25 protein-coding genes and 1 pseudogene are annotated in these 24916 nt (G+C 48.0%); 21 read left to right on the top strand and 5 right to left on the bottom strand.

Features of this window, described 5'->3' with window-relative positions; genetic code table 11:
• The first annotated feature begins 484 nt into the window (after window positions 1-484).
• The 5 genes from DHL47_RS12305 to trxA all read left to right on the top strand — a co-directional run bounded on the left by DHL47_RS12305 (window position 485) and on the right by trxA (window position 4783).
• Window positions 485-1201 (top strand): ABC transporter ATP-binding protein, encoded by a 717-nt coding sequence (locus DHL47_RS12305; protein ID WP_209552073.1) that lies wholly within the window; start codon window positions 485-487, stop codon window positions 1199-1201.
• Between the two features lies 1 nt (window position 1202).
• Window positions 1203-2285, top strand: coding sequence for an ABC transporter permease (locus DHL47_RS12300; RefSeq protein ID WP_209552072.1), 1083 nt, complete (start codon window positions 1203-1205; stop codon window positions 2283-2285).
• A gap of 806 nt (window positions 2286-3091) precedes the next feature.
• Window positions 3092-3715 carry a TetR/AcrR family transcriptional regulator gene (locus DHL47_RS12295; RefSeq protein WP_128836607.1) on the top strand — a complete coding sequence of 208 codons (624 nt, stop codon included), beginning with the start codon at window positions 3092-3094 and terminating at the stop codon, window positions 3713-3715.
• Between the two features lie 512 nt (window positions 3716-4227).
• Window positions 4228-4449, top strand: a complete 222-nt coding sequence (locus tag DHL47_RS12290) for a DUF4649 family protein (RefSeq protein WP_209552071.1) — start codon at window positions 4228-4230, stop codon at window positions 4447-4449.
• Window positions 4450-4468: 19 nt separating this feature from the next.
• Window positions 4469-4783, top strand: coding sequence for a thioredoxin (gene trxA, locus DHL47_RS12285; RefSeq protein ID WP_128836602.1), 315 nt, complete (start codon window positions 4469-4471; stop codon window positions 4781-4783).
• A gap of 373 nt (window positions 4784-5156) precedes the next feature.
• On the opposite strand, the gene DHL47_RS12280 is transcribed toward trxA, so the two are convergent.
• The gene (locus DHL47_RS12280) at window positions 5157-5822 is read right to left on the bottom strand and encodes an ABC transporter ATP-binding protein (RefSeq protein ID WP_209552070.1); all 666 of its coding nucleotides are present in this window, start codon (window positions 5820-5822) and stop codon (window positions 5157-5159) included.
• Entirely contained in the window at window positions 5823-6884 is a 1062-nt protein-coding gene (locus DHL47_RS12275; protein ID WP_209552069.1) for an ABC transporter permease, read from the bottom strand.
• 442 nt (window positions 6885-7326) lie between these two features.
• Between DHL47_RS12275 and DHL47_RS13455 the strand changes: the two genes are divergently transcribed.
• Window positions 7327-7635: a hypothetical protein gene (locus DHL47_RS13455; protein WP_128836840.1), complete on the top strand. Its 309-nt coding sequence runs from the start codon at window positions 7327-7329 to the stop codon at window positions 7633-7635.
• Window positions 7636-7695: 60 nt separating this feature from the next.
• Here DHL47_RS13455 and pepF read toward each other — a convergent pair whose 3' ends face one another.
• Complete coding sequence (gene pepF, locus DHL47_RS12270) at window positions 7696-9495, bottom strand: oligoendopeptidase F (protein ID WP_209552068.1); 1800 nt, start codon at window positions 9493-9495, stop codon at window positions 7696-7698.
• Between the two features lie 547 nt (window positions 9496-10042).
• Between pepF and DHL47_RS12265 the strand changes: the two genes are divergently transcribed.
• From DHL47_RS12265 to DHL47_RS12220, 10 genes are all read left to right on the top strand, one after another.
• A complete protein-coding gene (locus DHL47_RS12265) occupies window positions 10043-10738 on the top strand; it encodes a DUF969 domain-containing protein (protein ID WP_209552067.1) in 696 nt (231 codons plus the stop codon).
• Complete coding sequence (locus tag DHL47_RS12260) at window positions 10738-11661, top strand: DUF979 domain-containing protein (RefSeq protein ID WP_128836839.1); 924 nt, start codon at window positions 10738-10740, stop codon at window positions 11659-11661. Before DHL47_RS12265 ends, DHL47_RS12260 begins: the two co-directional genes overlap by 1 nt.
• Window positions 11662-11690: 29 nt before the next feature.
• Complete coding sequence (gene pcp / locus DHL47_RS12255; RefSeq protein ID WP_128836590.1) at window positions 11691-12335, top strand: pyroglutamyl-peptidase I; 645 nt, start codon at window positions 11691-11693, stop codon at window positions 12333-12335.
• A 613-nt stretch (window positions 12336-12948) separates the two neighbouring features.
• Entirely contained in the window at window positions 12949-15144 is a 2196-nt protein-coding gene (pnp, locus tag DHL47_RS12250; protein WP_209552066.1) for a polyribonucleotide nucleotidyltransferase, read from the top strand.
• 96 nt (window positions 15145-15240) lie between these two features.
• On the top strand, window positions 15241-15858 hold the full coding sequence (gene cysE / locus DHL47_RS12245) for a serine O-acetyltransferase (RefSeq protein ID WP_128836588.1): 618 nt from the start codon (window positions 15241-15243) through the stop codon (window positions 15856-15858).
• 63 nt (window positions 15859-15921) lie between these two features.
• A complete protein-coding gene (locus DHL47_RS12240; protein ID WP_209552065.1) occupies window positions 15922-16122 on the top strand; it encodes a YdeI/OmpD-associated family protein in 201 nt (66 codons plus the stop codon).
• A gap of 14 nt (window positions 16123-16136) precedes the next feature.
• Window positions 16137-16901: a nucleoside phosphorylase gene (locus DHL47_RS12235; protein WP_209552064.1), complete on the top strand. Its 765-nt coding sequence runs from the start codon at window positions 16137-16139 to the stop codon at window positions 16899-16901.
• Between the two features lie 8 nt (window positions 16902-16909).
• Window positions 16910-17431 carry a dihydrofolate reductase family protein gene (locus DHL47_RS12230; RefSeq protein ID WP_000301974.1) on the top strand — a complete coding sequence of 174 codons (522 nt, stop codon included), beginning with the start codon at window positions 16910-16912 and terminating at the stop codon, window positions 17429-17431.
• A 17-nt stretch (window positions 17432-17448) separates the two neighbouring features.
• Complete coding sequence (cysS, locus tag DHL47_RS12225) at window positions 17449-18792, top strand: cysteine--tRNA ligase (protein WP_209552063.1); 1344 nt, start codon at window positions 17449-17451, stop codon at window positions 18790-18792.
• A complete protein-coding gene (locus DHL47_RS12220; protein WP_209552062.1) occupies window positions 18785-19174 on the top strand; it encodes a Mini-ribonuclease 3 in 390 nt (129 codons plus the stop codon). The genes cysS and DHL47_RS12220 overlap by 8 nt, the downstream gene beginning before the upstream one ends.
• Window positions 19175-19612: 438 nt before the next feature.
• Here the strand turns inward: DHL47_RS12220 and DHL47_RS12215 are convergent.
• Window positions 19613-20568, bottom strand: a pseudogene (locus DHL47_RS12215) (aromatic acid exporter family protein).
• A gap of 188 nt (window positions 20569-20756) precedes the next feature.
• Window positions 20757-21089, bottom strand: coding sequence for a DUF2568 domain-containing protein (locus DHL47_RS12210; protein WP_209552061.1), 333 nt, complete (start codon window positions 21087-21089; stop codon window positions 20757-20759).
• Window positions 21090-21196: 107 nt separating this feature from the next.
• Here DHL47_RS12210 and rlmB point away from each other — a divergent pair, with 107 nt between their 5' ends.
• The 5 genes from rlmB to rpsI all read left to right on the top strand — a co-directional run bounded on the left by rlmB (window position 21197) and on the right by rpsI (window position 24351).
• Window positions 21197-21928, top strand: a complete 732-nt coding sequence (rlmB, locus tag DHL47_RS12205) for a 23S rRNA (guanosine(2251)-2'-O)-methyltransferase RlmB (RefSeq protein WP_209552060.1) — start codon at window positions 21197-21199, stop codon at window positions 21926-21928.
• 1 nt (window position 21929) lies between these two features.
• Complete coding sequence (locus DHL47_RS12200) at window positions 21930-22460, top strand: NYN domain-containing protein (protein WP_209552059.1); 531 nt, start codon at window positions 21930-21932, stop codon at window positions 22458-22460.
• Complete coding sequence (locus DHL47_RS12195; RefSeq protein WP_209552058.1) at window positions 22450-23313, top strand: DegV family protein; 864 nt, start codon at window positions 22450-22452, stop codon at window positions 23311-23313. Before DHL47_RS12200 ends, DHL47_RS12195 begins: the two co-directional genes overlap by 11 nt.
• A 179-nt stretch (window positions 23314-23492) precedes the next feature.
• The gene (rplM, locus tag DHL47_RS12190) at window positions 23493-23939 is read left to right on the top strand and encodes a 50S ribosomal protein L13 (RefSeq protein ID WP_002893769.1); all 447 of its coding nucleotides are present in this window, start codon (window positions 23493-23495) and stop codon (window positions 23937-23939) included.
• A gap of 19 nt (window positions 23940-23958) precedes the next feature.
• Complete coding sequence (gene rpsI, locus DHL47_RS12185; RefSeq protein WP_128836565.1) at window positions 23959-24351, top strand: 30S ribosomal protein S9; 393 nt, start codon at window positions 23959-23961, stop codon at window positions 24349-24351.
• The last annotated feature ends 565 nt before the right edge of the window (window positions 24352-24916 follow it).

Raw genomic sequence — 24916 nt, 5'->3', positions numbered from 1 at the left:
CACAAACTGCGTTTGTTTTATCCCCAACCTCTCCCAGTCCCCCGGACTGTTTTGACACAAACTGCGTTTGTTTTATCCCCAACCTCTCACAGTCCCCCGGACTGTGAGAGCCTCGCGGGCTGGTAGTGAAAAGGTCTGGGAGACCTTTTCAGCCTGAGCTTAGAAACAAGAGAGTGAAGGGAACTAAATTTTTAAAAATTCTTATACGGTATCTTCCAAAAGATTCATCCCTCTGCGGGTGAGGGCGCAGCCATCATGGGAGTCTGTCCCACCGCCTATATGCTTTCTGTTTCTGATCTTTTTAAGACTTTTCTTTCTCAAACCTAAGTAAATGGAAGTGAAAAAATGCAGAAAGCGAAGAATCCAACACCCTGATTTCGGAATGTTGGATTTTTTTGAACTTCTCTCTTGACAAGTGAGTGCTTACTCACTATAATGTATTTTACAACACACAGGTGAGTGAATGCTCACTAAGGAGGAAGAAATGGAAAATCTATTAGATTTGCAGGATTTGGAAAAATCATTTGGTCATCAGCTTGTCTTAGATCATGTTGGCTTTCAGCTGCAGGCCGGGGAAATTATCGGCTTAATCGGCCCATCCGGGGCTGGAAAGTCCACCATGATTAAAACCATGCTGGGAATGGAAAAAGCAGATGGCGGTCTTGCCCTTGTATTGGCTCATGCTATGCCTAATCGTCATATTTTGGGGGATATTGGCTATATGGCACAGTCAGATGCCTTGTATGAAGCTCTTTCAGGGCAGGAAAATCTGGAATTTTTTGCCAGATTGAAAGGTTTGACAAAGAAGGAGCTGGCGCGCGATATTGCTCATGTCGCAAGGGTAGTTGATCTAACAGAACACTTGAATAAAGCAGTTTCTGGGTATTCCGGCGGGATGAAGCGGCGCTTATCATTAGCGATTGCATTCTTGGGAAATCCGAAGCTCTTAATTTTAGATGAACCAACGGTTGGGATTGACCCCTCCCTGCGAAAGAAAATTTGGCAGGAGCTGCTAATGCTCAGAGATAAGGGGATGGGCATTCTGGTAACGACCCATGTCATGGAGGAAGCGGAACTGACTGATAAGGTTGGCTTGCTTTTAGGGGGGAAGATTATTGCTTTTGACAGTCCAAGCAGGCTCAAAGAAAGTTATGGTGTATCCAGTATTGAAGAAGTCTTTTTGAAAGCGGAAGGAGAGTAGGATGAGAACAGCTGCCATTGCAAAAAAAGTATTGAAAGAATTGTTTCGTGATAAACGGACGTTGGCCATGATGTTTGCAGCTCCTGTCTTTATCATGTGGCTCATGAATCTCATGTTTTCAGCCAGCACGACGGTTGATGTAACCTTGGCCGCGCAGGATCTACCTGCTGCTCTAGTGACGCGCATGAACGAAACAGACCATGTCACAGTTGAAACCTATGACGATTTGAAAGAAGCAAAAAAGGCTCTTGCGGATGAAAAAGTGGACGCTGTCATTTCTTATAAAGATGGAAATTACACGGTCGATTATGCCAATACAGATGCTTCAAAGACGGCCTTTACCCGACAGGTTTTGCGCACAAGTCTGGTGCATGAAGGAACGGAGTCCTTGATGGCACGCGTGAAGCAAGCGCTCCCTCAAGCGGCATTCGATACTGCCAGTCCGGAAATCAAAGAAACCTATCAATACGGCAACGAAGATACGGGCTTCTTTGCCAAGATGATTCCCATTCTAATTGGCTTTGTTGTGTTCTTCTTCGTCTTTCTCATTTCCGGGATGGCGCTTCTGAAAGAACGAACCAGCGGTACTCTGGACCGCCTCTTGGCCACACCGGTCAAACGGTTTGAAATTGTCTATGGCTACATGCTGTCTTATGGAGTGATTGCGGTCCTTCAAACAGCCGTTGTCGTGCTTGCCGCTATCTGGCTGTTGGATATTGAGGTTGTCGGCAGCCTGATAAATGTTATAATAGTAAATGTCCTCTTGGCGCTTGTGGCTCTGGCTTTCGGGATTCTCTTGTCAACTTTGGCCAAATCAGAATTTCAAATGATGCAGTTTATTCCATTGGTCATTATGCCTCAACTCTTTTTCTCCGGCATCATTCCGTTGGAATCCATGGGCTCTTGGGCACAGACAGCTGGGAAATTCCTGCCGCTGACTTATTCTGGTGAGGCCATCAGCCAAATCATCCTATATGGACACGGACTGAGAGATATCCTGCCTCAAATCGGGGCTCTCCTGCTCTTCTTACTGGTCTTGACTATCCTTAATATTGAAGGCCTGCGCCGTTATCGGAAGGTATAGTCTTTTCCTTTTAGTAGTGAAACTGTTCGGGGATAGTTTCAGCCAATCGCTTAACATACAGGACGATAGGGCAGTGAGCTGCTCAAAGGCGGTGGGACGGGCTCATCAAGCATTAATCAAGCATCAAGTCCGAGCCCAGAAACGAGAGAGCAGGGCAGATTTGGGAAAGTTTGAGGCGGTGGGACAGAACTAAATTTTTAAAAATTTAGTTCCCTTCACTCTCTTGTTTCTAAGCTCAGGCTGAAAAGGTCTCCCAGACCTTTTCACTCCCAGCCCGCGAGGCTCTCACAGTCCGGGGGACTGGGAGAGGTTGGAGATAAAACAAACGCAGTTTGTGTCAAAACAGTCCGGGGGACTGGGAGAGGTTGGAGATAAAACAAACGCAGTTTGTGTCAAAACAGTCCGGGGGACTGTGAGAGGTTGGGGATGAGGAAAACAGAGTTTTCCTCAATGTAGGAACTTTTTGGAGTCTAAAAGACGAACAAAGTTGAGACTTGCTTTGCAAGTCCTATCCGCAACCTCAAAGCAGTGCTTTGAGCAATCAGCTACCGCGTCAAGAGTTTTTTGCCAAAACAAAGCGAGACTGAAGGACTTTTTATACGGTATCTTCCAAAAGATCCATCCCTCTGTGGGTGAGGGCGCAGCCATCATGGGAGTCTGTCTCAGCCTCTTCAAACCACCATTCCCTGTTTGTCAGAGCTAGGCAGAGGCGGGACAACAAAATCGAAGACTTGGTCTTGCAGATTTTGCTCTTGCCTGACATAAAAAATAGAAAGAAATAGGAAACCATTCTGAAAGGTGAAAGAATGACAGACAGTATTTTTGAAACATTTGCGGACTACTTAGAGCAGTCAGACTATCCCAAAGGAAAAAAGAAAATAATGGAGTCAGCAGTTGAGCTCTTTGCCAGCAATGGCTACAATGGGATTTCAACTCTCCAGATTGCCAAAAATGCGGGGCTCAGTCAGGCGACTTTATTTAAGTATTTTAAAACCAAGGAAGAACTTCTAGTCGCCATTCTGCATCCTGTGGTGCCGGGCCTTTTTGTCAATTTCTTTGATGATTTGCTGACTTATCACAAGACGGAGGAAATGATACACTTTTTGGTTCGTGATCGGATGGCCTTTCTTGAAAAAAATCAAGCGCTGTTTAAGATTATTCTGCAGGAACTGCTGTCAGGCCAAAAAATAAAAGAGGAGGAGCAATTTATCTGGGAAATGATGCAGTCCAAACTAGCAGCTGTCCACAATCGGCTCCTGGAGGATCCAAGAGTGAATCCGGACCTGACCCCTTTTCAGCTTATTCGCATTTCGGCCGGTCCCCTCATTGCTTATTTTGGCCAACTTTGTGTCGTGGGAAAGAATGACGGAATAAGAGAGGAAGAGTTCATCATTTTAGAAAAGCAGATTTTAGCGGGTCTTTGGAAATAGAATTGCTTGTAAGGAGCCTTATACGGTATGTTCCAATGTGAGTGAGGGCGCAGCCGTCATGGGAGTCTGTCCCATCCTCTATACAGGCAGCTCCTGCCGTCTTGTTGGCTTCTGGTTAGCGTGGATTCTCCGGTTGGAGGATTGAGATGTTCTTCTGCAAGGCATTTTATTTGACAGATGTAATGATTTTGGTTACAATCTAAATATAAAAAAGAAAGGCGGTGGGACAGAACTAAATTTTTAAAAATTTAGTTCCCTTCACTCTCTTGTTTCTAAGCTCAGGCTGAAAAGGTCTCCCAGACCTTTTCACTCCCAGCCCGCAAGGCTCTCACAGTCCGGGGGACTGTGAGAGGTTGGGGATAAGGAAAACAGAGTTTTCCTCGATGCAGGAGCTTTTTGGAGTCTAAAAGACGAACAAAAAGTCCAATCAGCTACCGCGCCAAAAGTTTTTTACCAAAACAAAGCGAGACTGAAAGACTTTTGTCTCAGCCTCGCAAAAAAAGGAGATCCATATGATTGAAATAACCTATTTAGACGCTGTCAAGCAGGAGCGGGTGATGCGGTTTGAGTCTTATCAAGATTTTGAGCAGTCCCAGCAAGCCTGTCTGATTGGGGTGGCGGATTATTATCCCGTTCAAAAGCTGACCTACAAGGGCCATGATTTGAACTATCAGGGCACTTACGGCAATGTGTTCTTTTTCCTGATGAAGCAGGATTTGAGCCAGTTTGACTAAAAATAAAGGAGAAAAAAGAATGGTAAAAGCAATTACAGATGCGACATTTGAGCAGGAAACAAAAGACGGTTTGGTCTTGGTGGACTTTTGGGCGGCTTGGTGCGGACCTTGCCGCATGCAGGGACCAATCTTGGACAAACTGTCTGAAGAACTGTCAGAAGACGAGCTGAAAATCCTGAAAATGGATGTGGACGAAAATCCAGAGACAGCGCGTGCTTTTGGGATTATGTCCATCCCGACTCTGCTCTTCAAAAAGGACGGTCAGGTCGTCAAGCAGGTGGCCGGCGTTCACACAGCCCAGCAGATCAAAGCCATTGCGGCAGAGCTGGGATGAGAAAGAAACGATTGGAAATCGGAGTTCCAATCGTTTTTTTCTTATTCATTTGCTGTGTGCTGTTTTCCGGCAGCAGCTGCCTCTTCCTCAGTCATAGTGGCAGCTCGGTCAAATCGTGTATCGTCATTTAGTTTATCTTTTATTACGTCGTTAACTCGCCTTGCCGTACTCCAGTACAGCCTGCGACTCGTTGCCTAGTACTAAAAGCAAACTATAGATGGCCGGCTGTCCAGACTATAGCGGTAAACATCTGCTGTCCCATTATGGGCAGCAGAAACCGTTCTTTCTTCTTGTGTGGCTGCCTGTGCTTCCTGAGCTCTTCGGCCTTCTTCTCTGTTAGCTCTTCTCTTTATTACTTTGGGAGGCTGGCTCGTTATCGGATCTCAGTCAGCACACCGTCCTGCATCTCGTAGACCTTATCGACCTCGTTCAGCAGGCGGGTATCATGGGTAATCATGACAACGCTCTTATGGTATTGCTGGGTCACCTCTTTGAGCAGGTGCACCACGCGCTTGGCCCGCTCTGTATCCAGACTGGCCGTCGGCTCATCGGCTAAGATAATGTCTGGACTGTTGTAAAGAGCTCTGGCGATGGCAGCCCGCTGACGCTCCCCGCCGGACAATTCCTTGGGATACTGCCGGAGTGTGCCTTTCAGGTCCAGCAGCTCAATCAGGCTATCCAGATCCAGTCTGTCTTTTTTAGATAAGCGGTCAATCAGCCGGAACTGGTCTTCGATTTTCAGGAAAGGAATCAGGTTGGAGGTCTGCAGAATAAAGCCAAAATGATTGAAACGCAGATCAGCCCGCTGTTTTTCCTTGAGCAAGGAAGTGTCTTTGCCATGCAGGAGAATCTGTCCTTCTGAAGGAGTCTGCAGCTGCCCCAGCAGAGTCAGAAAGGTTGTTTTGCCTGATCCTGACGGTCCGATAACGGCTGCAAACTGTCCTGCTTCTAATTGAAAATCCGTAGGTTTCAGGGCCTGAACCAGTGTATGTCCCTGGCCATATTCTTTTGTGACGCCTTTTAATTCTAAGATTGGCATTTATTCACCTCCGATTGCTGTAATGGGGTCAATTTTCAACACCCGATGAATGGACAGGAGACCGCCGGCCAGAGACATGAGAATGATCAGAACGGTCAGTCCTGCATAGGATGACCAATCGCTGTAAAAAGGCATGGAAGCCGGCAAAATCAGCTGGGTTCCCAACAGTGCCAAAACGGCCAGGCTAATCCCCAGAGCAGACAGGATGAAAATCTGCCAGAAGATAGAAGCAATGATCTGCCCGCTGGCAATGCCCTGAGCGCGCATGATACCATAGAGATGTGTCTTTTGAATCGTAATGATATAGGTGAAAATCCCCAATACTAAAAAGGTAATCAGAATCATGGCTCCAATCATAAAGTTGAATGTCAGCACCTGAGCCTGATAGCCGGGGATATTGTTGACCAAATCGCTCATAGAAATCTGACTGAGGCCGGCTTCCTCAATCTTCTGATGGTCCTTGACCACCAGCGCGCTGATACTTTTGACCAGACTAGAACCGTATTTCAGTTCCCTGAAATCTTCCAGTGTCATAAAAAGCACTGGCTGAGTGAAATAGCTGTTGTCCTCTGTAAAACCGACAATCTGATAGAGCTGTTCACTGCCATTGAGCTGGAGGTAGTCGCCCAGCTTGACCCCTTTTTGCTGAAGACGCTTATCTGCAACGGCTTCATGCGCAGTCTGGACGGTCCGTCCCTCGACTAAATTCGGTGCCAGAAAACTGTCCCAGTCCAGTCCAAAGACCTGAACATTGATTTTTTCGGTCCCGTCTTCGTAATTGGCTACGGCAGGCATTTGTCCCAAAGCAGCTACAGCATCCCCTTGAGCTAGCCGGCTGTACTCTTCTTCCTTGATCGTTGAAGCAGCCAGATTGTGATTGGCATACTCTGACAGAATCACTGACTCCGCCTGCCATTGGTCCAGAGCCAGCCGGTTGAGCCGAACCAGGCCGGCGGAAAGACTGGATAAAAAGAAGACCATATAAGTGATGAGAAAGACGACCGCTACGACCAGACGATAGCGTCCGCGGCTGTAGACGATTTCCTTAAAAGCTAAAAACAAGACAGTTCCCCCTTGAAAGATTATAGAATATTATACCATAAAGGCTCCAACTAAAAAATTTTTCTGCCAGTATCCGCTCCGATGTTTTTGCAGTTCTCTCTATTCCCGTTGATACTGCTGGGATGAGCCGGGCGGATAAATTAATTTAAATTTTTTGTTGGAAAATACAATATTTAAGGTATAATAAGGAGAAAGAAAATGATTCATACTCAATGAAAATCAAAAGCGGACAAGGGATATGGTTTTTTTGCTCTTCCAGAAATTGAACAGCAGAGAAACTTTCAGCCTATTATCTTGCAATCAGAACATGACAGGCCGCAGATAGGAAGTGCCATCTTTGATTTTCTTCTGGCTTCCAGCCTTTATTTATTTGAGTATAAAACGTGGTGGAAACGAGGTACAGGCTATTCTTGAGATCTTAAATCAATTCTTCTTTGTTTTTATGATGCTGACCCCCTTCATCGCTCCGCCGGTTTTTGCTTTCTTTTTGGGCTGGATGATTCCCCGGTCACAGATAACGCCCGAACGAATCATTGCGGTCTTGGTGTTTTTGATTGTTGCCTTGCTTTTGATTTCCTATTTTGCTCCTCAGCTGTTGGGCTTGGTTTTTTGGAGCCTCATCTGGTTTTTCCTAGGGCTGCTGCGGACTAAAAATTATAGCAAGTCACAGATTTTAATCAGATGGCTGATATTTGGTGTTTGTTTCAGTACCTACATTCTGCTTTATCTGTCAGTATCCAGATTTTTTTAATTCCTTATAAAAAGAAGAGAAAATCAGCTTGAATCCGTTCAAGCTGATTTTATTTCTTCATTATTCCTCCAATTCCCTGCTGTAAGCAATAATCTGCTCGACAGTGTCAGAGAGGAACTGGATCGTATCGCGGAGGGGCTTGTCGGTGGAAATGTCAGCTCCGATGATGCGGGCAGACTCGAGCGGGGTCTTGCTGCCGCCGGATTTGAGGAGTTCCAGCCAGTCACGGGCGCCGTTCTCAGAGTTTTTCAGATGCAGGTAGCCGGCCGTGGAGATGACCAGCCCTGCTGAGTAGGTATAGCTGTAAAGCCCCATATAGTAATGGCTCTGCCGCATCCAGGTCAGGGCTGCATTGTCGTCAATGTCAACGGCATCGCCCCAGAACTCGGTCAGAACATCCTTCATGATGCTGTTCAGCTTACTGGCTCCAAAGGTTCCGCCTTCTTCAATCAAAGTATAGACCTTGCGCTGGAAGGCTGCCTCCAGCAGGTGGGTGATGAAATTGTGGAAGTAGGTATCGGTCAGGCGGTGGGCCAGAGCAAAGCGTTTCTGGCGGGGATTATCAAACTGGTGTTCCAGATAATCACTGAGCAGGAGCTCGTTAAAGGTAGACGGTGCTTCGACATAGTAGGTGGACATGTGAGCATTGAAATAGCTCTGACTATTGTCGGAAAAGATAAACTGACCGGAATGGCCAATCTCATGAATGAGAGTGTAAACATCACTCATGCGGCCGGTCCAGCTCATGAGGACATAAGGATGGACCCGATAAGGGTCTGCCGCGTAGCCGCCGGAGTCTTTGCCTTCATTGGCCGCAAAGTCCACCCAGCGCTCACTTTGGTAGCGGGCGATTTCCTGACTGTACTCTTGGCCCAGCGGAGCGACAGACTTCATGACCAAGTCATAAGCGTCATCAATGCTGACTTGGGGATTGAGCTCGCTGTCAATGTCCAGCTTCCAGTCAGCAAAGGTCATCTTTTCAAGGCCGTTGACTTTGGCAACATGTTTGAGGAATTTCTGGGCAACTGGGGCAAAATCGTTCATAATCAGGTCGATTTGGCGGTCAAACATAGACCGGTCCACTTCCTGCTCAGCCAGCAGGAAGTCAAAGACAGAGTCATAGCCGCGCATGTCCGCCAGCAGCTTTTCGGACTTGACCTGGGCCAGATAGGCTGCGGCTGCTGTATTTTGGTGCTTGTGCAGCCCTGCTGAGAAAGAGCGGAAGGCTTTTTCCCGAACTTCTGCACTCTCATGATTCTGATAGAAGTTTTCATAAGTGACAAAGCTGTTTTTGTAGACTTTGCCATCGACCTCAAAGTCTGCCATGGCAAAATCGCCGGCCCGCATTTTGGTGTAAATATCCTGAGGGCTGTAAAAGACTTCGGACAGGTTGGTCAGGGCTTTTTCGACCTCTGGCCCCAGATAGTGGGCTTTTTTGATCTTGGCCTGACGGATGGCAGCGGTCAGATGGGGCAGTTTGCCAAGGGCTTCCAGCACTTCCTCATCGGCCTTGACCAAGGCATCGTCAAAAAAGCTGAGAGCTACACTGGCTTCGGTTTCAAAGTCCATGGCTGCCTGGGCAATCTGGGCAAAGCTTTCGTCGCCAAAATCAGTGGTCTGAGGCATAAAGCCGTAGTTGCCGATGTGACTGATCTGGATATAAATCTGTTCTAACTCGGCAAAGGCCCGCTCAAAATCAGCAAAGCCTGTCAGCTGGTCCTTGTAGTTGCGGCTGAATTGCGCGATGTCTTCCTTGGCTTTGTCAATAGCCCGCAGGAAATCTTCCTGATCCTGATAGAGGGCGGTCAAATCCCATAGTTCTTTTTCCGGAAATTCTGAACGTTTCTTTTGTTCAAGCATGCTTGTCTCCTTTTAGTGCAAATACTATCTCTAGTATAGCAGAAAATCGGACGAAAAAGGAGACTTTTATAACGATTTGCCCGGGGAGCGGAAAAATTCATCAATTCGTTCCAAAATCCATGAACGGTTGATTTAAATGTATGATATACTATAATTAATGAAGCATACTCAGTGAAAATCATCAGCAAACCAGGCTGCTCAACAGTCCGGGGGGTGTGAATGGAGCGGCAGCAGCAATGCTTTGAGATTGCAGATAAAGCTTCCGCAAGGAAGTCTCAGCAGTAGGCCTATTTGGTGAAAGCTTCGCTTTCTTTATCTGCAGCCTCCCTGCCTCATCGTTTCCGGGTCCGGTCTGAAAAGGTCCCCCGGACCTTCCCTGCTTTTGAATTTCTAGGCAGGGGCTAAAAAGGTCCCCCGGACCTTCCCTGCTTTTGAATTTCTAGGCAGGGGCTAAAAAGGTCCCCCGGACCTTTTTACTCCCTCAGACTGTCAAGCTGACGTGGTTTGAAGTGATTTTTCGAAGAATAGAGACAAAAAGGAGTTCTTTATGGAGTGGATAAAACTAATCGGCATTGCCATTATTGTAGTAGGTTTTATTTTGAAATTTGATACGATAGCAATGGTTGTTATTGCAGCTTTGGCTACTGCTTTGGTATCCGGTATTCCTTTCTTGGATTTCTTAGAAATTTTAGGCAAGGAATTTACCAATCAGCGAGTGCTGACTATCTTTATGGTTACGCTGCCGCTGGTCGGACTGTCTGAAACCTACGGTCTGAAGCAGCGGGCGATTCACCTGATTCAGCGCCTTAAGGGCTTAACGGCCGGAACTTTTTATACGGTCTATCTGATTATTCGCGAATTAGCGGGCTTCTTTTCGATTCGGTTGGGAGGGCATCCTCAGTTTGTTCGTCCTTTGGTCCAGCCGATGGGGGAAGCAGCTGCCCAAACTCAGACTGGCAGAGAGCTGACGGCGGAGGAAGATGAGGAAATCAAGGCGCGTGCGGCTGCTAATGAAAATTTTGGGAACTTTTTTGCTCAAAATACTTTTGTCGGGGCAGGAGGAGTTTTGTTAATTGGCGAAACCCTGAAACAGCTTGGCTATGACGGGAACTTTGCCAGCATTGCTTCAGCGTCTGTCATCGTCGCTGTGATAACAATTTTTGTCGTTAGCCTCTACAATTATCTGTTTGACAAAAAACTGCAGAAAAACAGGATGAAAAGCGGGAAAGGAGAAGAGAAATGATGGCAGAATTAGCAGAAAAATCGTTGGAAATCACCTATATTTTGATTGGGCTGCAGTTCCTGCACACAGCATACTGCGCCTATAAGGATACAAGCAATCCCGTTCGCTTTGGGACAGGTTTGTTTTGGGGGCTGCTGGGTCTGACCTTTCTGGGCGGCACTTATCTTCCCAATAAGGTGACAGGCGCTCTTGTTATTGTCATTGCCCTCCTGACTCTTTTTAAACAGGTTCGCATCGGGACGCTGCCGGCACATAGTGAGAAGGAGGCAGAAGCGAGTGCTGTTAAGCTGAAAAATCGGATTTTCCTTCCGGTCATGCTCATGTCAGTGATTGCTCTTTTAATGGCTCAGCTATTGCCAGATTTCAGCCGGGTTTCGATCAGCTTTGGTGCTATTATTGCGACTGCAGCAGCCCTCATCATCATGCGTGCGAAGCCGCAGTCTCTCTTGGCGGAGAACAACCGGATGACCCAGCAGGTCTCAACAAGCGGTATTCTGCCCCAGCTTCTGGGAGCCTTGGGAGCGATCTTCACGGCGGCTGGCGTCGGCGATGTCATCGCAAAGATGATCAGCGGGCTGGTTCCGGCAGACAGCCGATTTTTCGGAGTTGCGGCCTATGTCTTGGGGATGGTCGTCTTTACCATGATTATGGGCAATGCTTTTGCAGCCTTTACTGTCATCACAGCCGGTGTTGGAGTGCCTTTTGTTTTTGCTCTTGGCGCCAATCCTATCATTGCAGGGGCTCTTGCTATGACAGCCGGCTACTGCGGGACCTTGCTGACGCCAATGGCTGCCAACTTTAACGCTCTGCCGGCAGCTCTGATGGATATGAAAGATCCAAATGGTGTCATTAAAGCTCAGGCGCCTGTTGCCTTGATTATGATTGCAATCCATATTGCTTTGATGTATTTTTTAGCCTTTTAACATAAGGCTCAAAGAGAGGAGAAGAAACGATGAAAATTTTAGTGACCGGTTTTAATCCCTTTGGCGGAGAAATGATCAACCCTGCTTTGGAATCCGTAAAAAGACTGCCAGCCAGCATTCAGGGGGCTGAGGTCAAATGGATAGAAATACCGACCGTTTTTCATAAATCTGCTCAGGTTTTGGAAGAAGAACTGAAAGCCTACCAGCCAGATGCTGTCCTTTGTATCGGCCAGGCCGGAGGACGTACAGGTCTGACTCCGGAGCGGGTTGCTATCAATCAGGATGATGCCCGCATCCCGGATAACGAAGGAAATCAGCCGATTGATGTGCCGATACGGGCAGACGGAGCCCCCGCCTACTTCAGCAGTCTGCCTATCAAAGCCATGGTAAAAGCGATTCAGGATGCTGGTCTGCCTGCGGCTGTGTCCAATACAGCAGGGACCTTTGTCTGCAATCACCTCATGTACCAAGCGCTGTACTTGGCAGACAAGCAATTTCCGCATGTCAAAGCGGGCTTTATGCATATTCCTTATATGATGGAGCAGGTAGTGGATAAACCCGATACAGCTGCCATGAGCCTGACAGACATCAGCCGAGGAATCGAAGCTGCTATCGGAGCCATTGTAGATTACCAAGATGGCGATATTCAGACGGTCGGCGGTGCAACTCATTGACAAAAACAGGGCCCTTTTTATCGGCTGCTTACAAAAAATAAGAAAAAAGACGAAGGAGGTCTGCAGGCACTGCTGCTGCAGAATGGGGCCAATCGTCTTTTTTAGATGCAATGAAAATCAACATCAGACCGGGCGGCGAGCTGCAGCTGGTACCGGAGTTCAGCCGAGCGAATAATCCTCAATGAAAAATAAGGTCCAGAGATTTCGGAATATTCTTGAGAAAAAGCTGTTTTTACCCTTTTTCTTTTAACCGGAAATATGGTAAAATAAGGTTTATACGCGCTTGATACAAAGATGAGGGTATAATAATACAGCAAGGCTGCAAGAGGCGGCGCTAAACGCTTTGGACAGCCGGCTTTCAGCCTCTTGAGCGGGTAAGATTTCTGCTTGGCTGCGTTATTGAACGCAGGCTGAATGGAGCCTGGGGCTCATTATTAGGGAAAAGAGAAGTTTTCTGGCACTTATCGAGCGAGGGCTGCGTCTGTTTCCTCTTTTTCTGCAGAAAGATTCTGCAAGCCGGACTGCCCCGCAGCATCTTTAGTGTATCTTCATCTTTGTAGCCAAGACGTATACAATACTAATCGAGCGAATGCTCAAAAGGAGTCGTCTATTTATGACAAAACAGATATTTAAGACCACTTTTGCCGGCCGCGAATTGGTGGTTGAAACCGGTCAGGTGGCCAAACAGGCCAACGGCAGCGCAGTGGTGCGCTATGGCGAAAGCACCGTCTTAACGGCTGCGACCATGTCCAAGAAGATGGCTACGGGTGATTTCTTCCCCCTGCAGGTCAACTATGAAGAAAAAATGTATGCAGCTGGGAAGTATCCCGGCGGCTTCAACAAGCGTGAAGGCCGTCCTTCTACCGATGCGACCCTGACCGCCCGTCTGATTGACCGCCCAATCCGTCCTATGTTTGCGGAAGGCTTCCGCAATGAAGTGCAGGTCATCAATACTGTGCTTTCCTATGATGAAGATGCTTCGCCGCAAATGGCGGCCATGTTTGGCTCCTCTCTGGCCCTGTCTGTCTCTGATATTCCTTTTGACGGCCCTATCGCAGGGGTACAGGTAGGCTATGTGGACGGAGAATTTGTCATCAATCCGACCAAGGAGCAAAAAGCTGTCTCCTTGCTGGAATTGACGGTAGCAGGGACCAAGGATGCCATCAATATGGTAGAGTCCGGCGCCAAGGAACTGCCAGAAGCAGTGATGCTGGAAGCCCTGCTCAAAGGCCATGAAGCAGTCAAAGAGCTGATAGCCTTCCAAGAAGAAATCGTGGCAGCAGTCGGCAAGGACAAGGCTGAGGTCGAGCTGCTGCAGGTGGACCCAGCTTTGCAGGCAGAGATTGTGGCCGCCTACAACAGCGACCTGCAGCAAGCCGTTCAGGTGGAAGAAAAGCTGGCGCGTGAGGCCGCTACCCAAGAGGTCAAAGACCAAGTGACGGCTGTTTACGAAGAGAAATATGCAGACCATGAGGACTTTGACCGCATCATGCGGGATGTGGCGGAGATTCTGGAACAGATGGAGCATGCGGAAGTCCGCCGCTTGATTACAGAAGACAAGGTCCGTCCGGACGGCCGTAAGGTCGATGAAATCCGGCCGCTGGATGCGGAAGTAGACTACCTGCCCCGCGTGCACGGATCCGGTCTCTTTACCCGCGGGCAAACTCAGGCTCTGTCTGTCCTGACCTTGGCACCGATGGGCGAGACCCAGATTGTAGATGGGCTGGATCCGGAATACAAGAAACGCTTTATGCACCACTACAATTTTCCGCAGTATTCAGTCGGTGAGACGGGCCGCTACGGTGCGCCGGGCCGCCGGGAAATCGGTCACGGTGCCTTGGGTGAGCGGGCTTTGGAGCAGGTCCTGCCGAGCCTGGAGGACTTCCCTTATGCCATCCGGCTGGTAGCAGAAGTACTGGAGTCAAACGGTTCGTCCTCTCAGGCATCAATCTGTGCAGGCACGCTGGCACTGATGGCCGGCGGTGTGCCCATCAAGGCACCGGTTGCCGGAATTGCTATGGGACTGATCTCAGACGGCAGCAATTACACGGTTCTGACCGACATCCAGGGGCTGGAAGACCACTTTGGCGATATGGACTTCAAGGTGGCGGGAACCCGTGAGGGGATCACAGCTCTGCAGATGGATATTAAGATAGCGGGAATCACAGCGGAAATCCTGACAGAAGCGCTGGCTCAGGCCAAGAAAGCCCGTTTTGAAATTCTGGATTTGATTGAAGCGACCATTCCAGCTCCGCGGCCTGAACTGGCTCCGACCGCTCCGAAAATTGATACTATTAAGATCGATGTGGACAAGATTAAGATTGTCATCGGCAAGGGCGGTGAGACCATTGACAAGATCATCGCTGAAACCGGCGTTAAGATTGATATTGACGACGAAGGCAATGTAGCCATTTACTCCAGCGATCAGGATGCCATCAATCGGGCCAAGGAAATCATCGCAGCTCTGGTCCGTGAGGCTAAGGTAGATGAGGTTTATCATGCCAAGGTAGTCCGCATTGAGAAGTTCGGTGCCTTTGTCAATCTCTTTGACAAGACCGATGCGCTGGTCCACATTTCAGAAATGGCCTGGACCCGCACCAACAATGTAGAAGATCTGGTGCAAATCGGTGATGAAGTGGATGTTAAGGTGATCAAGATTGATGCCAAGGGCCGGGTAGATGCTTCTATGAAGGTGCTGCTGCCCCGTCCGCCAAAGTCTGATAAGCCAAGAAAGCACCATGACAAGCCTCACCATCCTAAGGCTCATAAGGAGCAGCAGGAAACAAAGGCAGAAAAGCCGGAAGGATAATGGAAAAAGAGGGATAGACTGTCCGTCTGCAAGAAAAAGACCTTTGGCAGGCGTTCGGACAAATCCCTTGTTTTTAAAATCATAAAGGAGAAGAAGATGGGTTGGTGGAAAGAAACCATTGATATAGTAAAAGAAAATGATCCAGCAGCTCGTACTTCGCTGGAGGTTGTCCTCACCTATCCGGGGGTTAAGGCCTTAGCAGCCCATCGGATTTCCCACTTTTTGTGGAAGCACGGCTTTAAGCTTCTGGCACGGATGAACAGCCAGTTCTGGCGCTTTTGGACCCAGATTGAGATTCATCCCGGTGCTCAGATTGAGTCCGGTGTCTTTATCGACCATGGCAGCGGCCTGGTCATCGGCGAAACAGCCATTGTCGAAAAAGGAGCCATGCTCTACCACGGTGTGACGCTGGGAGGAACCGGCAAGGACACCGGCAAACGCCATCCGACGGTTCGCCGGGGAGCTTTGATTTCTGCCCATTCGCAGGTGATCGGTCCGATTGAAATCGGCGAGAAAGCCAAGGTCGGGGCCGGAGCGGTTGTCGTAGCGGATGTACCAGCTGATGTAACGGTGGTCGGGATTCCGGCCAAAATCGTCCGGGTTCACGGCCAGAAGGACGAGCCGGCTATCCACGAAGAAGAGGAAAAGCGGGAATACTATCTGGACAAGCTGGAGCAGGCCCGCGAGGCCAGCCATCATTCGTCGGGGCTGTAGAAAAGCTGTCAGGCTTTGTTGGCCAAGTTATTGAAGTGAAAATTATGACAGGAGGAGACGACTGTGTCAGATTTATCAGACGCTATTTTGAACCAGGCAGTCCTTGAACTGAAAGACCGCTTGGACAGTCCTGCCAAGGAGCGCTTTATCAAACTCCCGCTTAGCCACCAGCGAGAATGGGCTCGCTATATCAGTGAGGCCAAAAAAGATGAGACCAAGCTGCGCCGCATTGAGAAGATGAAGCGGGATTTGCTGGACTCATAAGAAAGGGACGGTTTATGCTGCTGGAAGAATTTGAAAACGTGCCTGGGGTCATTGAGCCGACGGATAAACAGATACTGGAGCCTGGACAGATTTGCGACACCATCATCCTGTCCTTTAATGGTCAGATCATTGAGCGCTTGCTGGAGTCGGATGCGGTCCGGCCAGGCGGCCATCTCAAGAGCCTCAATGGCCTGCATTCTTGGTATATTTATCAGCAAGGAGATATTGAAGTGGCAGTCATGCTGGCGCTCATCGGGGCACCCATGACAGTCGGGCAGTTGGAAGAATTGGCAGCCAGAGGCTTCAAAAACTTTATTGTACTGGGTTCCTGCGGTGTCTTGGACCGGGGGATTGCGGCGGACAGGATTATCCTGCCGGCTGCTGCCCTGCGAGATGAAGGGACCAGTTACCACTATGCTCCGGCCAGTCCGGAGATTGCCTATGATGAAGTCTTGCTGGCCAAGATGGAAGCCATCTTTGATAAGCACAATATCGAGCATATCCGCACCAAGTCTTGGACGACTGATGCCTTTTATCGAGAAACGCCTGATAAGGTCAAGCGTCGCTTGGCTGCTGGAGCCAAAGTGGTGGATATGGAAGCTTCGGCGATTATGGCCTGGAGCCAGTTTCGTAAGACCAAGGTCTATCAATTCTTCTATACGGCTGACTATGTGGATCATCATAACCGAACCTGGGATGCCCGCCATGCAGAGCGGATAGCTGATGCCATGACTTTTTTCACTGTCGCTTTGACAATAGCAAAGGAACTAGAAAGGTAACTACAAGAATGGCAGTATATTTTTACGGCTGTATCACCATGGATGGCTACTTGGCAGACAGCCAGCACAGGATAGACTGGCTGCATCAGCTTGGTTCTGTAGAGGATACAGGCTATGATGACTTTTACAGGCAAATGGATATCACCATCATGGGCAAGCGGACCTTTGAGGAAATCCAAGATTTGCAAGATGTAGAAAGTTTTTATCAAGCTACGGAAAACTATGTCTTTACGCATGATAGGCACCTGCCTGTCAGCAATTACCAGCCAGTAGCTGGGGATGTGGTGGACTTTGTTCACCAGATTGACAAAGGCAAAAATGTCTTTGTGATTGGTGGTAATTCCTTGGTAGGACCGCTCTTGGATGCGGATCTTTTCGACCACCTCATTATTCAGATAGCGCCCCTTATCCTAGGAAAGGGGGTTCCCCTCTTTACCCAAGAGGAAGGGCAGCGCTTTTACCAACTGGATAGCCTCAGACAATTTGGCCCTTTTGCAGAGCTGGTTTTCAGCCGAAAAAGTCAGAAATAGAGAAGGGAGTGGACCGCATGATTAAAATTTACGACACCATGACCCGCAGCCTACGTGAATTTGTGCCCATTGAGGAGGGCAAGGTTCGCATGTATGTCTGCGGGCCCACGGTTTATAACTATATCCATGTCGGCAATGCCCGCTCAACAGTAGCTTTTGACACGGTTCGTCGCTATTTTGAGTATCGGGGATTTGAGGTCAATTATATTTCCAATTTTACAGATGTAGATGATAAAATTATCCATCGAGCCAAGGAAGAAGGCATCACTCCCAAAGAAGTGGCTGACAAGTATATCGCAGCTTTTCGTGCTGACGTTGAGCAGCTAGGTGTTAAGCCGGCTATTCAGCATCCGCGAGTGATTGACTTTATGGAGGACATCATCCGCTTTGTGGCGGACTTGGTGGCCAAGGGCTATGCCTATGAGTCTGAGGGCGATGTCTACTTCCGTGTGGAAAAATCTCACAATTATGCCAAACTAGCCAACAAAACCTTGGCAGACTTGGAGTTAGGTGCTTCCGGGCGGACAGATGAGGAGACAGCCCGCAAGGAAAATCCAGTGGACTTTGCCCTTTGGAAGGCAGCCAAGCCGGGTGAGATTTCCTGGGACAGTCCCTGGGGTGCGGGCCGGCCGGGCTGGCATATTGAATGCTCGGTCATGTCCACTAGTATTCTGGGCGACACCATTGATATCCACGGGGGCGGGGCAGACCTAGAGTTTCCTCACCATACCAATGAAATCGCCCAGTCGGAGGCCAAAACCGGCCAGACCTTTGCCAACTACTGGATGCACAATGGTTTTGTCAATATCGACGATGTCAAGATGTCCAAGTCTTTGGGCAACTTTATCACTGTGCACGACGCCCTCAAGACTATTGACGGTCAGGTGCTGCGTTTCTTCTTTGCTACCCAGCATTACCGCAAGCCGATTAATTTCACAGAAAAAGCTGTTCATGATGCAGCGACCAATCTCAAATATTTGAAGAACACCTATGAGCAGCCTTTTACCGGTCAGGCAGACTCTGCTCAGCTTCAGGCTTTTCTGGACAAATTTGCCGCAGCTATGGACGAGGATTTCAATGCAGCCAACGGCATTACCATGGTCTTTGAGCTGGCTAAGTGGATCAACTCTGGTAACTACACCGCTGAAGTTAAGGCGGCCTTTGCCAAGCTTTTGGAAGTTTTTGGGATTGTCTTTGTGGAGCAGGCGCTGGATGCGGATATTGAGCAGCTGATCGAGGAACGTCAGGCTGCGCGTGCAGCCAAGGACTTTGCCCGGGCTGATCAAATCCGGGACCAGCTGGCAGAACAGGGCATCAAACTCTTGGACACCAAGGACGGAGTGAGGTGGACCCGTGACTGATGTCAACCTGATCAACGGCATTGCCCTGGCCTTTGAAGGTGACGCGGTCTACTCTATGTATATCCGCCGCCACCTGATTTTCCAAGGCCTGACCAAGCCCAACCAGCTCCACCGGGAGGCGACCAAGTATGTCTCGGCCAAAGCCCAGGCCAGTCTCATCTCCCGCATGCTGGAAGAGGGCCTCCTGACGGACAGGGAAGAAGAACTCTACAAGCGCGGCCGCAATGCCAACAGCCACACCAAGGCTAAGAATACCGACATCGTCACCTACCGCATGTCCACCGGCTTTGAGGCGGTCATGGGCTATTTGCACATGACCGAGCAGACCGAGCGGCTGGAAGAGCTGATTGACTGGTGCATTCGGTGTGTGGAGGGGGAGTAATAAAGCAAGGAGTCTGCATCAAAGTTTTTAAGGGCACTCAAAAACTATTTATATTATTCGACCTTTAATTATAAGTTGGGTATTTCTGATTTAACAAAAGATCAGGATGTATTAAGTAAAGTTTCTTCAGATGTTGAATTTTATAAACATACTATGTATCGTCTTCTTTTAAATACCAATAGTCATTTTGAAGAGATAATGAAATCCTCTGAGGGGTAAGTAGATCCTTTTGGAGAAGAAGAAAAAAGGAAATTGCGAAATTTGTTTTAAAATTACTCTATGAATTGGATTCTGTTCACTTAATGAAACATTTTAGGTAAAGTAAAGAAGAGGTTTTAGAGGTGTGTAAAATAGAATGAAAATACTTTTATGTTACCATCTAAAAGCTTAATAATTTCAATATACTTTAGAAAGAAAACTAGCTGTCTTCTCAGGCGGCTAGTCTTCTTTGTAATTCCTATAAAATTCCACCTTAATCTGAATAAAGGTTTCCAGATCCCGCAGGAGCTGCAGGAGCATAGCCCGGGTTTCAAATTCCTGACGAGTCTTAGGCAAGGGCCTTTCGCGAAAAATTGCTAGATAGTTTTTAATTTCATCCAGTAGACTGTGGGCGGAATTTTTTTGGCTGAGTTGTTCGGCTGTCTGAGAGAATAGTCGTGCCAATATAATGCTTTCGCTGGCAGCTAGTTGACAGTTATTGATATTCTGGGCCATATCTCGTAAAATATGATTCTGAGCTTGTCGCATTTCAAAATAATGAATGCGATAGTTAGTCTGATGAAAGAGATGTTGGAATGGTCTAAATAGACTAGCTGTAGGGCTTCTTGCAACATCTTGTCTAGCTCGTTGATGAGAATGACTTCGTTTCGACCGTCACCTTTAGATAAAAAGTATGCAAAACGCCAAAGAATTTTTTTCAGTTGTTCTTCTACTTGTTCGTGATAGTCATCAATTTCTTTCTGGCGAGACGGCATGTAGAGATTGGCCAAAAGGGCAAAGCCTGTTCCAATCAAAAAGAGGGTCAGCTCATTTCCCAGCAGCGCCCAAGAGGTAGATTGCTCCAAGAGCAGATGGGTGACCAGCACTGTACTGGGCGTGATACCGATTTCCCAGCCCCATAGATAAGCCAACGGCACATAGAGGGCAATATAAATTGCTAGGGCAAAAAGATTGTAGCCCAGCAGCAGGAAAGCTAGGCTGCCAACTGCTAAAGCCAGAATGGTAGAAAGAAACCGCTGTAGGGCCAGCTTGGCGGTACTGCGCCGAGTATCTGAAATACTCAAGATGGCGATGATTCCTGCCGAAGTTGCGTATTCCAATCCTAAAAAATCAGCCAGCAAAGCCGCTAGGCAAGTGGCAAGAGCAAGTTTAATCGTTCTTTGAAAAAGCGGCATGGCAACCTTTCTAAATTATAAATTGTCACTATTAAGATGATTTGGTTCTATAAATCTTGATTTTTCGTTAACGCAGATAAGAATTTACGGAAATAAGGAGTGTATTTTACAAAAGTTTAAACGCAGAGTGAAGAGAAAAGGAGATTTTAGAAGGAAAGTCCATCTACGACTACCTATTCTTAATGCCCTTAGAGATTGAGGAGATACATGGCGATTAAATCAAGTGCAGCGATCAGTAAAAAAGCAGTGGCCCATTTAGCTGGATAGGTCATATAAAAGAAAAAAACAGTGAGTGAGTACAGGAAAACTTCCAGACTGAGCTTTCCCCAGCTGCTTAGTGCCTGACTGGACTTAGGAGCGCCATAGCGTGCCCATAGAAAGCCAACCAAAAGACAGGCAAGAAAACTAAGGCATTTCTTGAGTAATGTCGGGGCTGTAAAACTGCCGATGAGGAGACCTAAGAGAGCTGTTATCTCCAGCAAAAAGCGAATCAGAAGAATGGCGGAAGCTAAAACAGTCATTAGTTTTCTCCTTGTTTGAAATATGTTTATTATACCACACCCTGTGGATTTTTCCAATAACTTTCTCTGATACTTGCCAGGGTTTGCTTTTATGATATACTAGTAGCATGGAAAAAAACGATATTGTCTACGGTGTGCATGCGGTGACAGAAGCACTCGCCGCCAACACTGGAAATAAACTCTACATTCAGGATGACCTGCGAGGCCAAAAGGTCGATACAATCAAGAATCTGGCAGCGGAAAAAAAGGTATCTATTTCCTGGACACCTAAAAAAACCTTGAAAGAGATGACGGATGGAGCGGTCCATCAGGGCTTTGTCCTGCGGGTAGCGGAGTTTGCCTATACTGACTTCGAGGTTCTGTTGAAAAAAGCAGAGCAGGAAGACAATCCTCTGCTGCTTATCTTGGACGGTCTGACCGATCCGCACAATCTGGGCTCTATCCTGCGGACAGCGGACGCAACCAAGGTGACCGGGGTCATCATCCCCAAGCACCGGGCGGTCGGTGTGACACCAGTCGTAGCCAAGACCTCGACCGGGGCAGTGGAGCACATTCCCATCGCCCGCGTGACCAATCTCAGCCAGACTTTGGATAAGCTCAAGGAGGCTGGCTTCTGGATCTTTGGCACCGATATGGAGGGAACCCCTGCCCACAAGTGGAATACAGCCGGCAAACTCGCTCTGATCATTGGCAATGAAGGCAAGGGAATCTCTGCTAATATCAAAAAGCAGGTAGATGAGATGATAACGATTCCCATGGACGGCCATGTCCAAAGCCTCAATGCCAGCGTGGCAGCCGCTATTCTCATGTATGAAGTCTTTCGGAATCGGTTGAAATAAGATGCCCTTAAAAAGAAAAATCCTTTTAGTTGACGGCTACAATATGATTGCCTTCTGGCAGGAGACACACCAGCTCTTTGCCCGCGGCGATTTGGATGCGGCCCGCACCATTCTGCTGGACAAACTCAGCAACTATGCCAGCTTTGAAGAGCTGGAGATTATCTGTGTCTTTGATGCCCAGTACATGCCGGGGATTCGTCAGTCTTATGAAGCATTTCAGGTGACAGTGGTCTTCACTGAGGAAGAAGAAACGGCTGACGACTATATCGAACGTTTAGCCGCTGAGCTCAATACCCCCCGCAATCAGGTGTCCGTCGCTACCAGCGACCTTAATGAGCAGTGGACGGTCTTTGCGCAGGGAGCTTTGAGAGTATCCGCCAGAGAGCTGGAAAAGCGGGTAGCCGATACCAAGTCGGATCTCAATCAGGTATCCGACCAAATCAGCAGTGCCAAGCCGCCTCTGCGGCCCATGGACAATCCGTCCCTGCGGGCGTTACAAAAAATGATGGAGAAAGAAAAACATGACCTTTAAAATATTAACAGACTCAACGGCAGACCTGCCGGAAAACTGGACTCAGGAGCAGGGGATAGAGGTCCTGGGCCTGACCATTCAGCTGGACGGCCGGACCTATGAAACGGTCGGACCAGACAGGCTGACCAGCGACCAGCTTCTAGCCAAGATGGAAGCCGGCAGTCAGCCGACCACCAGTCAGATCAATGTCGGCCAGTTTGAAGAAGCCTTTCGCACTTACGCCAAGGAGGGGACGGCGGTCCTCTATGTGGCCTTTGCCTCGGCCCTGTCGGGAACCTACCAAAGCGCTGTCATGGCCCGGGACATGGTTCTGGAGGATTTTCCGGATGCGTTGATTCGTATCATTGATACCAAGGCTGCTTCTATGGGGGAAGGCCTCTTGGTCATGAAGGCGGCCGAAGCCAGAGCGGCTGGCAAGAGCCTGACAGAAACAGCGGTTCTGATTCAGAGCCTCGTCCCCAAGGTCAAAACCTACTTTCTGGTGGATGATCTCAACCACCTCATGCGGGGCGGCCGTATTTCCAAGACTGCAGCCCTCATGGGCAGTCTGGTCAATATCAAGCCCATCATTGCCGTCAAGGGAGATGGGACACTGGATTCTGTCGCTAAGGTCCGCGGCAAGAAGAAGGCCCAGGCCGAGGTAGTCCGGCTGACTCTGGATGGGATTGCGGATCCGCGGGTCGTTATCGCCTATGCCGGTGAAAGAGAAACGGCTGAAAATCTCAAAGAGCAGCTGCTGGCTTCTGATCAGGTGACCGAAGTCCTTCTGGTACCGCTGGGGCCGGTCATTTCGACCCACACCGGGCCGGGCACTCTGGGGCTTTTCAGCATCGCTGCAGAAAATCAGGATTAGAAGATTTGAAATCGCTATTTTGCAAATATTTCTTTCAAATCTATTGCTTTTGCCTCCTATTTTTGATATGATAGAAGGCGGTATTGTTTACCCCATTTGTAAGGCCCCGGAACCTTTCAAATAACTCGCGGACCGGAACATCCGCCCTGTAAACAAAAACGATATTCATAGGAGAAATCATGAACAAAACAACCTACATGGCTAAGCCAGGTGAAGTTGAACGCAAATGGTATGTAGTGGATGCTACGGATGTCCCTCTTGGACGCCTTTCTGCTGTTGTTGCAAGCGTACTTCGCGGAAAAAACAAACCGACCTTTACCCCTCACACTGATACTGGCGATTTCGTCATCGTTATCAATGCTGAAAAAGTAAAACTGACTGGTAAAAAAGCAACGGATAAGATTTACTACACCCACTCTATGTATCCAGGCGGACTGAAGCAAATCTCTGCTGGTGAACTGCGCTCTAAAAATGCTGTCCGCCTGATTGAAAAGTCTGTCAAGGGAATGCTTCCGCACAACACTCTCGGACGTGCTCAAGGCATGAAACTGAAAGTATTTGTAGGCGCTGAGCATACTCACGCTGCCCAACAGCCAGAAGTTCTTGATATTTCAGGACTTATCTAAGGAAAGGAACACATAAGCCATGTCACAAGCACAATATGCAGGTACTGGACGCCGTAAAAACGCTGTTGCACGCGTTCGCCTTGTTCCAGGAACTGGTAAAATCACTGTCAACAAAAAAGATGTAGAAGAGTACATCCCCCACGCTGACCTCCGTCTGGTTATCAACCAACCATTCGCAGTGACTTCAACTGCAGGCCAATACGACGTTTTCGTAAACGTTAACGGCGGCGGCTACGGCGGTCAATCAGGAGCTATCCGTCACGGTATCGCCCGTGCCCTGCTCCAAGTAGACCCAGACTTCCGCGACTCACTCAAGCGCGCAGGCCTCCTGACCCGTGATGCCCGTATGGTAGAGCGGAAGAAACCAGGTCTTAAGAAAGCTCGTAAAGCTTCACAATTCAGTAAACGTTAATTCGCAAGAATTACCATACTTACAAAGAGCACCTTTTGGGGTGTTCTTTTTTTGTTTAGATACTAAATTGGGGCCAATTGACGTAGTTGTTGCGACTTTAGTCGCTTACAAATACGGCTGCAAAGAACCGAAGGTTCGTGCCTCAAAACGTTAATCAATACGATACTATCAACGTTTCAAGACATTCAAGAGAACTCTCTTGGGTGTCTTTTTTGATGCAAAAATCTAATGTTACTAAAGTATCGCTTAAATTCTACTAGCCATGCAACGGGTAAGCCGTATTCAAGGTAGTTCATATTTATTTCTCCTTTGATATTTAAAATAGCATTAGTACACATAATGCGTTGAGAAAGTAAAATATACCATTTATTATAATAAATAGTTGGTTTCTTTCAAGAAAAAAATACATATTTTTCGGAAAAAAGCACGTGAAAAATAATCTAAGAATCAATAACGCAGTTCTTTTACCTTGATTTCATCATATTTCGGAGGTATAGTTATAAAAAACAGCCCGCTAGCTGAACGTGTTTATCACGTTTTCCAGTGGGCTGTTGTCTGTTTTGGG

Source organism: Streptococcus panodentis, assembly GCF_017884005.1.
Lineage (GTDB): Bacteria > Bacillota > Bacilli > Lactobacillales > Streptococcaceae > Streptococcus > Streptococcus panodentis.
This window is presented reverse-complemented; position numbering and strand designations above follow the sequence as displayed.

Excerpts from the sequence above, each read along its gene's own strand:
- DHL47_RS12195 (WP_209552058.1), top strand. The coding sequence starts at position 22,450 with ATGACCTTTAAAATATTAACAGACTCAACGGCAGACCTGCCGGAAAAC.
- rlmB (WP_209552060.1), top strand. The coding sequence starts at position 21,197 with ATGGAAAAAAACGATATTGTCTACGGTGTGCATGCGGTGACAGAAGCA.
- trxA (WP_128836602.1), top strand. The coding sequence starts at position 4,469 with ATGGTAAAAGCAATTACAGATGCGACATTTGAGCAGGAAACAAAAGAC.
- DHL47_RS12200 (WP_209552059.1), top strand. The coding sequence starts at position 21,930 with ATGCCCTTAAAAAGAAAAATCCTTTTAGTTGACGGCTACAATATGATT.
- pcp (WP_128836590.1), top strand. The coding sequence starts at position 11,691 with ATGAAAATTTTAGTGACCGGTTTTAATCCCTTTGGCGGAGAAATGATC.
- cysE (WP_128836588.1), top strand. The coding sequence starts at position 15,241 with ATGGGTTGGTGGAAAGAAACCATTGATATAGTAAAAGAAAATGATCCA.
- DHL47_RS12300 (WP_209552072.1), top strand. The coding sequence starts at position 1,203 with ATGAGAACAGCTGCCATTGCAAAAAAAGTATTGAAAGAATTGTTTCGT.
- pepF (WP_209552068.1), bottom strand. The coding sequence starts at position 9,495 with ATGCTTGAACAAAAGAAACGTTCAGAATTTCCGGAAAAAGAACTATGG.
- DHL47_RS12290 (WP_209552071.1), top strand. The coding sequence starts at position 4,228 with ATGATTGAAATAACCTATTTAGACGCTGTCAAGCAGGAGCGGGTGATG.
- rpsI (WP_128836565.1), top strand. The coding sequence starts at position 23,959 with ATGTCACAAGCACAATATGCAGGTACTGGACGCCGTAAAAACGCTGTT.
- DHL47_RS13455 (WP_128836840.1), top strand. The coding sequence starts at position 7,327 with ATGATGCTGACCCCCTTCATCGCTCCGCCGGTTTTTGCTTTCTTTTTG.
- DHL47_RS12305 (WP_209552073.1), top strand. The coding sequence starts at position 485 with ATGGAAAATCTATTAGATTTGCAGGATTTGGAAAAATCATTTGGTCAT.
- pnp (WP_209552066.1), top strand. The coding sequence starts at position 12,949 with ATGACAAAACAGATATTTAAGACCACTTTTGCCGGCCGCGAATTGGTG.
- DHL47_RS12230 (WP_000301974.1), top strand. The coding sequence starts at position 16,910 with ATGGCAGTATATTTTTACGGCTGTATCACCATGGATGGCTACTTGGCA.
- DHL47_RS12260 (WP_128836839.1), top strand. The coding sequence starts at position 10,738 with ATGGCAGAATTAGCAGAAAAATCGTTGGAAATCACCTATATTTTGATT.
- cysS (WP_209552063.1), top strand. The coding sequence starts at position 17,449 with ATGATTAAAATTTACGACACCATGACCCGCAGCCTACGTGAATTTGTG.
- DHL47_RS12295 (WP_128836607.1), top strand. The coding sequence starts at position 3,092 with ATGACAGACAGTATTTTTGAAACATTTGCGGACTACTTAGAGCAGTCA.
- DHL47_RS12210 (WP_209552061.1), bottom strand. The coding sequence starts at position 21,089 with ATGACTGTTTTAGCTTCCGCCATTCTTCTGATTCGCTTTTTGCTGGAG.
- DHL47_RS12235 (WP_209552064.1), top strand. The coding sequence starts at position 16,137 with ATGCTGCTGGAAGAATTTGAAAACGTGCCTGGGGTCATTGAGCCGACG.
- rplM (WP_002893769.1), top strand. The coding sequence starts at position 23,493 with ATGAACAAAACAACCTACATGGCTAAGCCAGGTGAAGTTGAACGCAAA.
- DHL47_RS12280 (WP_209552070.1), bottom strand. The coding sequence starts at position 5,822 with ATGCCAATCTTAGAATTAAAAGGCGTCACAAAAGAATATGGCCAGGGA.
- DHL47_RS12265 (WP_209552067.1), top strand. The coding sequence starts at position 10,043 with ATGGAGTGGATAAAACTAATCGGCATTGCCATTATTGTAGTAGGTTTT.